The sequence below is a fragment of the Micromonospora sp. 4G55 genome (genome assembly GCF_016803375.1).
Map to the genome: position 1 here is coordinate 1 of NZ_JAEVHN010000349.1, position 6,407 is coordinate 6,407.

Genomic DNA, 6,407 nt, shown 5'->3' on the forward strand with positions numbered 1-6,407 from the left:
GTTCGGCCGCCGCCGGGGGCGCACGGCGCCGCCGGCGAGCTGGGCCACATCCAGGTACGCCCCGACGGCCCGCGCTGCGGCTGCGGGCGGCCCGGCTGCCTGGAGGCGGTCGCCTCGGCCTCGGCCGTCGGCCGCCGGTACACCGAGCTGGCCGGCACCCCGCTGACCGCCGCCGAGGTGGCCGACCGGGCGGCGGCCGGTGAGGAGCTGGCCGGGCAGGTCTGGCGGGAGGCCGTCGAGGCGCTCGCCGACGGGCTCGCCACCGCCCAGGCGCTCTACGACGTGGAGGCCATGGTGATCGGCGGCGGGCTGGCCCGGGCCGGCGCGCGGCTGTTCGACCCGCTGCGGGCGGCGCTGCGGGAACGGATGACCTTCCACCGGGAGCCGCGCCTGGTCGCGGCGGCCCTCGGCGACGAGGCCGGCTGCCTCGGCGCCGCCCTGCTCGCCCTCGACAGACTGGAGTAGTGATGGCCCTGCGGGTGAACGGCAAGGTGGTGACCCCGACCGGTGTGATCCGGCAGGGGTGTGTGGAGATCAACGGCGACCGGATCACCGCGGTCGCCGAGTACCCGGCGAAGCGCGACGGGCACTGGATCGTGCCCGGGTTCGTGGACATGCACACCCACGGCGGCGGCGGGCACACCTTCACCACCGGCGACGCCGACGCCGCGCGCGCGGCGGCCGCCTTCCACCTGCGGCACGGCACCACCACCCTGCTGGCCAGCCTGGTCAGCTCCCCGTTCGAGCTGATGCGGGACGCCACCGCCGCGTTCGCCCCGCTGGTCGGCGAGGGGGTGCTGGCCGGCGTCCACTTCGAGGGGCCGTACCTGTCGGCGACCCGGTGCGGCGCGCAGAACCCGGAGTACCTGCGCGACCCGTCCACCGACGAGCTGGCGGAGCTGATCGAGCTGGGCGCGGGCGCGGTGCGGATGGTGACGCTGGCCCCGGAGCGGGCCGGCGCGCTGGACGCGATCAAGCTGCTCACCTCGCACGCCGTGGTCGCGGCGGTGGGCCACACCGACGCCACGTACGACGAGACCCGGGCCGCCGTCGCGGCCGGCGCGAGCGTGGCCACCCACCTGTTCAACGGCATGCGGCCGCTGCACCACCGCGAGCCGGGCCCGATCGTGGCCCTGCTGGACGCCCCGAACGTGGTCTGCGAGCTGGTCGCCGACGGCGTGCACCTGCACGACGGGATCCTCACCTTCACCACCGCGACCGCCGGCCCGGAGCGGGCCGCGCTGATCACCGACGCGATGGCCGCGGCCGGGATGCCCGACGGCGAGTACGAGCTGGGCGGTCAGGCGGTCACCGTGGCCGACGGGGTGGCCCGGCTCGCCCGCGACGGCGCGATCGCCGGCAGCACCCTGACCATGGACGCCGCGCTGCGGCACGCCGTGGACGCCGGCATCCCGATCGCCGACGCCGTCCGCATGGTGGCCACCACGCCGGCCCGCGCGATCGGCCTCGGCGACCGGCTCGGCGCACTCCAGGTCGGACTCCGCGCCGACCTCGTCGTGCTCGACGACGAGCTGAACGTGGTCCGGGTGATGCGCGGCGGCTCCTGGCTGGACTGACCCGCCGGGCCCCTCGTCGGGTAGCGGCCGTCCGGGGCCCCACCCTTCCTGCGGCCCCTACAGACCTGATGTCGTAGATGAATCGCCACGATTCGTTCGCGACATCAGGTCTGTAGCGCCCGCCCCGCATCCCTGGGGTGCAACGAGATCGACGACCTCACGGTCGGACACCCGCTGTCGCCGCCCGAGTTCGAGGCACGGCACGACGCGCGGTCGGCGGTCAGTCGGACGTGGGCACCTCGACGCCCAGCACCGCCTGCTCGTCCGGGCGGTGCACCAGCACGTCGGCCAGGTACGACTGCACCGCCGGGCCCATGCCGACGTCCCGGCCGGCCTGCTCGGAGAGCAGCCACTTGTGCTCGATGATCTGCGCGAAGAGCTCCTGCGGCTCCAGCTTGCGGCGTAGGTGCGCCGGCACCGCCCGGACCACCGGCTCGAAGACCTCGGTCAGCCAGCGGTGGGCCGCCTGCTGCTCGTCGGTCAGGTCGCTCTCCACCCGGTAGGCGTCCAGGTCGTTGAGGAGCCGGCGGGCCTGGTTCTCCTCCGCGTCCAGGCCGGTCAGCCGGAGCAGTCGCCGGGTGTGGTAGCCGGCGTCCACCACCTTCGGGCGGACCAGGTAGCGGCCGTTGTCGGCGCTTGCAAGGGCCACCTCGGCCACGTCGAAGCCCAGGTCGTTGAGGCGGCGGATCCGCCCCTCGATGTCGTGCCGGGCCTCCCGCTCGACCGCCTGCTCGTAGGTGATCTCGTGCCAGAGCCGCTCGTAGCGCTGCACGACCTCCTCGCAGACCACCTCCGGGTCGATGGACTCGTGCAGCAGCCCGGCGGCCTGGAGGTCCAGCGCCTCGCCGAAGATGTTGACCCGGGCGATCTCCAGGTCCTCGCCCCGCTGGCCGTTGGAGAGGGAGCTGTGCAGCGCACCGGTCTCGGCGTCGACCAGGTAGGCGGCGAACGCCCCGGCGTCCCGGCGGAACAGGGTGTTGGACAGCGAGCAGTCGCCCCAGAAGAAGCCGGTCAGGTGCATCCGGACGATCAGGGCGGCGAGCGCGTCGAGCAGCCGGCTCAATGTCTCCGGGCGCAGGGTGTGCGAGAAGAGCGCCCGGTAGGGCAGCGAGAACTGCAGGTGGCGGGTGATCAGCACCGACTCGAGGGGTTCGCCGTCCTCGGTCTGCCGGTCGGCGACGATCGCCACCGCCTCCACCGACGGGAAGTCGATCCGCTCCAGAGCCCGGAGCAGGTCGTACTCCCGTTCGGCGATCCGCTCGCGAGTCTCCTTGAACGCGTACACGTAGTCGCCGAGCCGGACGAACCGGACGATGTGCCGGGAGATGCCCTGGGGCAGCGCCACCAGGTGCTGGGCAGGCCACTGCTCCAGCGGGGTCGACCAGGGAAGGTCGAGCAGCGCCGGGTCGACGAGGGCCGAGGTGATCCGCACGGGGACAAGTGTGAAGGGTGCGCCCCGCCCCACGCTTCCCTTCGTGGCTCGGCACACAGCCGCCACGGCCCGCGCCGGCCGGTCGCCGCCCGCGGCCGGTAGCGTGATCGCGTGCGGGAGACCACGACGGTACGCGGCGCGTCCCGACCACCGCGGGTACGCCCCGCCGGCTGGTGGTGGGACGGTCTGTTGCTCGCCGGGCTGGTCGGGCTGACCGTGGCGCTCGCCACCGACCACTTCTTCGGCGTCGACCGGGCGGTGGCCGACTGGGCCGGGGAGCACCGGCCGGCGGCGGCGTACTGGGTGGCCCGGGTGTTCAACTTCCTCGGCCAGGGCACCCCGTTGACGCTCCTCGCCGCCGGGCTGGGCGTGCTGCTGGCGGTCCGGCTGCGTTCGGTCCGCCCGGTGCTGCCCCCGGTGGCCGCCTTCGCGCTGACCTACCTGACGATCGGGCCCCTGAAGGTGTGGACCGCCCGCCCCGCCCCCAGCGCGAGCGCCAAGGAGCCCTTCCTGCCGCCCGAGCAGACCCTGCCGCTGTTCCAGCACGACCTGCCGGTCAGCTACGCGCAGTCGTACCCGTCGGGCCACGTCGCCAACGCGATCGTCTGGTACGGCGTGCTGGCGCTGCTGATCGCGCCGCTGCTGCACAGCTTCGGCCGCCGGCTGCCGACCTGGCTGGTCACGGTCGTCCGGGTGGTGCCGCCGCTGGTGGTGCTGACCACCACCACCTACCTGGGCTGGCACTGGCTGACCGACTCGGTGGCCGGGCTGCTGCTCGGGCTGCTGCTGGACCGGCTGCTGCACCGGATGCCCTGGGACGGCCTGCCCCTTCCCGGCCGGTTGCGCGCCTGGGACCGTCCGTTCACCTCGGTCCCCTAGCCTGCTCCCGTGAAGCGACTGAGGCGCCGGCTGGGCGTACCCGACGCGGTGGTGATCGGGCTGGGGTCGATGCTCGGCGCGGGCATCTTCGTGGTCTTCGCCCCGGCCGCCGCCGCGGCCGGCGGTGGCGGGCTGCTGGTCGCGCTGGCGCTGGCCGGCTTCATCGCGTTCTGCAACGCGACCAGCTCGGCCCGGCTGGCCGCGCGCTACCCCGAGTCCGGTGGCACCTACGTCTACGGGCGGGAACGGCTGAACCCGTTCGCCGGCTTCCTGGCCGGCTGGGGATTCGTGGTCGGCAAGACGGCGAGCTGCGCGGCGATGGCGCTGACCATCGGGGCGTACCTCTGGCCCGGGCAGGCCCGGCTGGTCGCCGTCGCCGCCGTGGTCGCGGTGACCGCGGTGAACCTGCGCGGCATCGGCAAGACCGCCGCCGCGACCAAGGTCCTGGTGGTCGTGGTGCTGGCGGTGCTGGCCCTGGTCGCGGTGGCCGGGGTGACGGCCGGCGACGTCCGGCTCGACCGGCTCACCGAAGCCGGCGGCTCGGTCCGGGGCGTGCTCACCGCGGCCGGGCTGCTCTTCTTCGCCTTCGCCGGGTACGCCCGGATCGCCACCCTCGGCGAGGAGGTACGCGACCCGGAGCGGACCATCCCCCGGGCGGTGCCGCTGGCCCTCGGCGTGGTGCTGGCGATCTACCTGGTCCTCGCCGTGGTCGCGGTCGGCGTGCTCGGGGCCGACCGGCTGGCCGGCTCCACCGCGCCCCTGGTCGACGTGGTGACCGCCGCCGGGCTGCCCGACCTGGCCTGGCTGGTCCGGGCCGGGGCGACCGTCGCGGTGACCGGGGTGCTGCTCTCCCTGCTCGCCGGCGTCGGCCGGACCCTGCTGGCGATGGCCCGCCGCCACGACCTGCCCGGAGCGCTGGCCGCGGTGCACCCGGTCCACCGGGTGCCGCACCGGGCGGAGCTGGCGGTGGCCGCCGTGGTGATCCTGGTGGTCGCGCTCGGCGACGTACGCGGCGCAATCGGCTTCTCCAGCTGCACCGTGCTGGTCTACTACGCGATCACCAACGCGTCGGCGCTGACGCTCGGCCGGGACCCGGCCCGGAAGCTGCCGGTACGGGCGCTGGCCGTGGCCGGGCTGGTCGGTTGCCTGCTGCTCGCGGTCAACCTCCCGCCGGCCAGCGTGCTCGCCGGCTTCGGCGTGCTCGCCCTCGGCGCCACCGGGTACGCCCTCCGGCACCGGGCCCGCTGACCCGGGTCAGTCCTCCGGCTCGCGCGGGGTGGGGGTGCCGGTCGGGCCCGCGGGCAGCGGCGGCGTCGTCTCGCGTAGCAACGCGCTCAGCCCGGCCCGCCGGGCGACCACGGTCAGCCGGTCCCCCGAGTTGATCACCATGCGCGGGTCGGCGGACCAGTCCGTCCGCTGCCCGGCCCGGGTGTGCGCGAGCAGGCGCACCTCGCCGGGGCGGGCCACGGCGGCCAGCGGCCGGCCGTCCAGCGGCGCGCCGGCCACCACCGGCACCTCCACCACCAGCAGCGCGTGCCGGTCGACCGGGATGGTGGCGATCACCGCCCGGTCCAGCAGCGCCGCCGCGAACGCGGGCGCGGCAAGGTACGACACGCTGCGCGAGATGCCGATCCCGAACGCCTGCTGGATCCGCTCGGCGAAGTCGCCGTCGAAGAGCCGCAGCACCACCCGCAGCTCGGCGTTGAGCGCCCGGGCGTTGAGCGCGGCGCGCAGGTTGACCCCGTCGTCGGTGGAGACGACCACCAGCGCCTGACAGGTCTCCACCGAGGCGGACCGCAGGGTCTCCTCCCGGGCCGCGTCCCCGACGATCAGCGGTACGCCCAGCCGACGGGCCAGCGCCGCGCCGCGCGCCTCGGCGGTCCGGTCGATCGCCACCACCTCGACGCCGAAGTCGCGCAGTTGGGCCATCACCCGGGTGCCGATGTTGCCCAGCCCCACCACCACGACGTGGCCGGTGCGCTCCGGCTGGATCCGGCCGGCGTGCAGGGCGAGCCGGGCGTTGACGATGCCGTCGACCACCACGGCGGTGATCAGCGGGATCAGCGCCAGCCCGGCGAGGTTGAGCACCACCTGCATGATCTGCGCGGCCGCCGGCTTGTTGACGTCCGGGTCCTGGCCGCTGAGCGTGGTGACCAGGGTCAGGTAGAGCGCCTCGGTCCAGCTCACGTCCACCGCGCGGGAGTTGAGCCAGCCGAGCACCGCGATCACCCCGAGCAGCACCATCACCGCGATGCCGATCTTGCGGGTGGCGAAGCTGCGGACCGCCCGGAGCAGCACCGCGAGCGGCTGCCGGCGGCGGCGGGCCCGGACCAGCCGGCGGGCCGCCAGCTCGGTGCCGGCCGGCTGGCCGGTCGCCTCGGCGAGCACCACGTCGGCCGCCGGCTCGTCGGCCGGCAGCACGGCGGCGGGCCCGGACCAGCCGGCGGGCCGCCAGCTCGGTGCCGGCCGGCTGGCCGGTCGCCTCGGCGAGCACCACGTCGGCCGCCGGCTCGTCGGCC

Annotated in this window: 6 protein-coding genes; 4 read left to right on the forward strand and 2 right to left on the reverse strand. The window is 75.2% G+C overall.

Going from position 1 to position 6,407, the window contains the following annotated elements:
• Positions 1-465, forward strand: a 465-nt coding sequence (locus JNW89_RS23820; protein ID WP_238450571.1) for an ROK family protein, incomplete at its 5' end; no start/stop codon positions are given.
• Between the two features lie 2 nt (positions 466-467).
• Entirely contained in the window at positions 468-1,577 is a 1,110-nt protein-coding gene (gene nagA, locus JNW89_RS23825) for an N-acetylglucosamine-6-phosphate deacetylase (RefSeq protein WP_238450572.1), read from the forward strand.
• Between the two features lie 220 nt (positions 1,578-1,797).
• Here the strand turns inward: nagA and JNW89_RS23830 are convergent, their stop codons facing one another.
• The gene (locus JNW89_RS23830; protein ID WP_238450573.1) at positions 1,798-3,009 is read right to left on the reverse strand and encodes a DUF4032 domain-containing protein; all 1,212 of its coding nucleotides are present in this window, start codon (positions 3,007-3,009) and stop codon (positions 1,798-1,800) included.
• 111 nt (positions 3,010-3,120) lie between these two features.
• Between JNW89_RS23830 and JNW89_RS23835 the strand changes: the two genes are divergently transcribed.
• Positions 3,121-3,888, forward strand: coding sequence for a phosphatase PAP2 family protein (locus tag JNW89_RS23835; RefSeq protein WP_238450574.1), 768 nt, complete (start codon positions 3,121-3,123; stop codon positions 3,886-3,888).
• A 9-nt stretch (positions 3,889-3,897) separates the two neighbouring features.
• Positions 3,898-5,136 (forward strand): APC family permease, encoded by a 1,239-nt coding sequence (locus JNW89_RS23840; protein ID WP_238450575.1) that lies wholly within the window; start codon positions 3,898-3,900, stop codon positions 5,134-5,136.
• Between the two features lie 6 nt (positions 5,137-5,142).
• Here the strand turns inward: JNW89_RS23840 and JNW89_RS23845 are convergent.
• A partial coding sequence (locus JNW89_RS23845) for a TrkA family potassium uptake protein (protein WP_238450576.1) occupies positions 5,143-6,407 on the reverse strand: 1,265 nt, incomplete at its 5' end.